The following is a 1,160-nucleotide window of genomic DNA, read 5'->3' as shown; positions in this document are numbered from 1 at the left end:
CCGCCGGGGGGGGGGCCCGGCGCGGGGGGGGGCCCCCCCCCGCGCGCCCGCGCCGCCCCCCACCCGGGGGGCACCGGCGCCGCCGGGGCCGCCGCGGGCGCGCACGAGGGCCAGGCGTACGGCGCGTCGGGCGGCGGGGACGGGCGGGGCCGCGGCGCGCAGCAGCGCCGCCGGACGGTCCGGGCCGGGCGCAGCCGGACGTACGCGGTGCGGCCGACCGGGCTGGAGCCCCGGCCCGAGCGCCACTCCTACCTGCGGACACACACCCGCCGGATCCGCCGCTAGTCCGCGGCTGGAATCGGTCGCCGATCGGATCATCCGATGCTCACCCGGCCGGCGGTGCGTATTCCGTGTGTGAACGACGGCGGACTTGAGAACATGAGCAGTGAGTGACCGCTTCGTCACGCACTGGACACATCGCCGGGCCGTCCGCCCGGCCGCCTCCCGATCCTGCGCCGCCCGTCCGTCCGGCGGCGCGCCCGGCAGACGGTCCGTCCGACCGCGTGACCCGTCCGACCGCGACGCGTCCGACCCGGGACCCGTCCGGTCCGTGCGAAAGGGACGTCCCGTGGTGCGCAGGCTCCTGCCGACCCTCCTGCTCTCCCTCACCGCCGTGCTCGGGCTGCTGCCGGCCGCCCACGCCGCCCGGGCCGAGCCGGAGCCGTACCCCTCCGCCGAGGACGTCGACCGGGCCAGGGCCGAGGCCGACCGCACGGCCGCCTCGGCCGGGGCCATCGAGGCCGGGCTGGCCGCCGCCAGGGTCGAGCTCGACCGGGCCGGACGCGGCGCCGAGCAGGCCGTGGAGGCCTACAACGGCGCCCAGCTCGCGCTCACCCGGGCCCGCACCGAGGAGACCGCCGCCACGCAGCGGGCGGCCGCCGCCGAGACGGAGCGGGTCGCCGCCGTCGAGGACGCCGCCCAGCTCGCCGCCGAAACGTACCGGCAGGGCGCCGGCGCCGAACTGGCCGCGCTAAACGCCCTGCTCGGCGCGCGCGGCCCCCGCGAGCTCGGCGACCGCGCCACCGCGATCGGCGTCGCCAGCGAGCGCACCCGGCAGATCCTCGACGCCGCCACCGCCACGGCCGCCGCCGCGGGCCGCGCCTCCGACGCGGCCCGGACCGCCACCGAGGCCGCCGGGGGGGGGGGCGCGGGCGGGGGGG

The 1,160-nt window shown here is 81.1% G+C and carries 2 pseudogenes; both read left to right on the top strand.

What is annotated here, in order from left to right:
- Positions 1-285: pseudogene (locus ACFV4F_RS43425) on the top strand (hypothetical protein); the annotation flags it as partial.
- Positions 286-568: 283 nt separating this feature from the next.
- A pseudogene (locus tag ACFV4F_RS43420) lies at positions 569-1,160 on the top strand (hypothetical protein); the annotation flags it as partial.

This window comes from Kitasatospora sp. NPDC059722, assembly GCF_042733235.1.
GTDB lineage: Bacteria > Actinomycetota > Actinomycetes > Streptomycetales > Streptomycetaceae > Kitasatospora.
The sequence above is the reverse complement of the archived record's forward strand: the minus strand, read 5'-3'. Positions and strand labels throughout refer to the sequence as shown.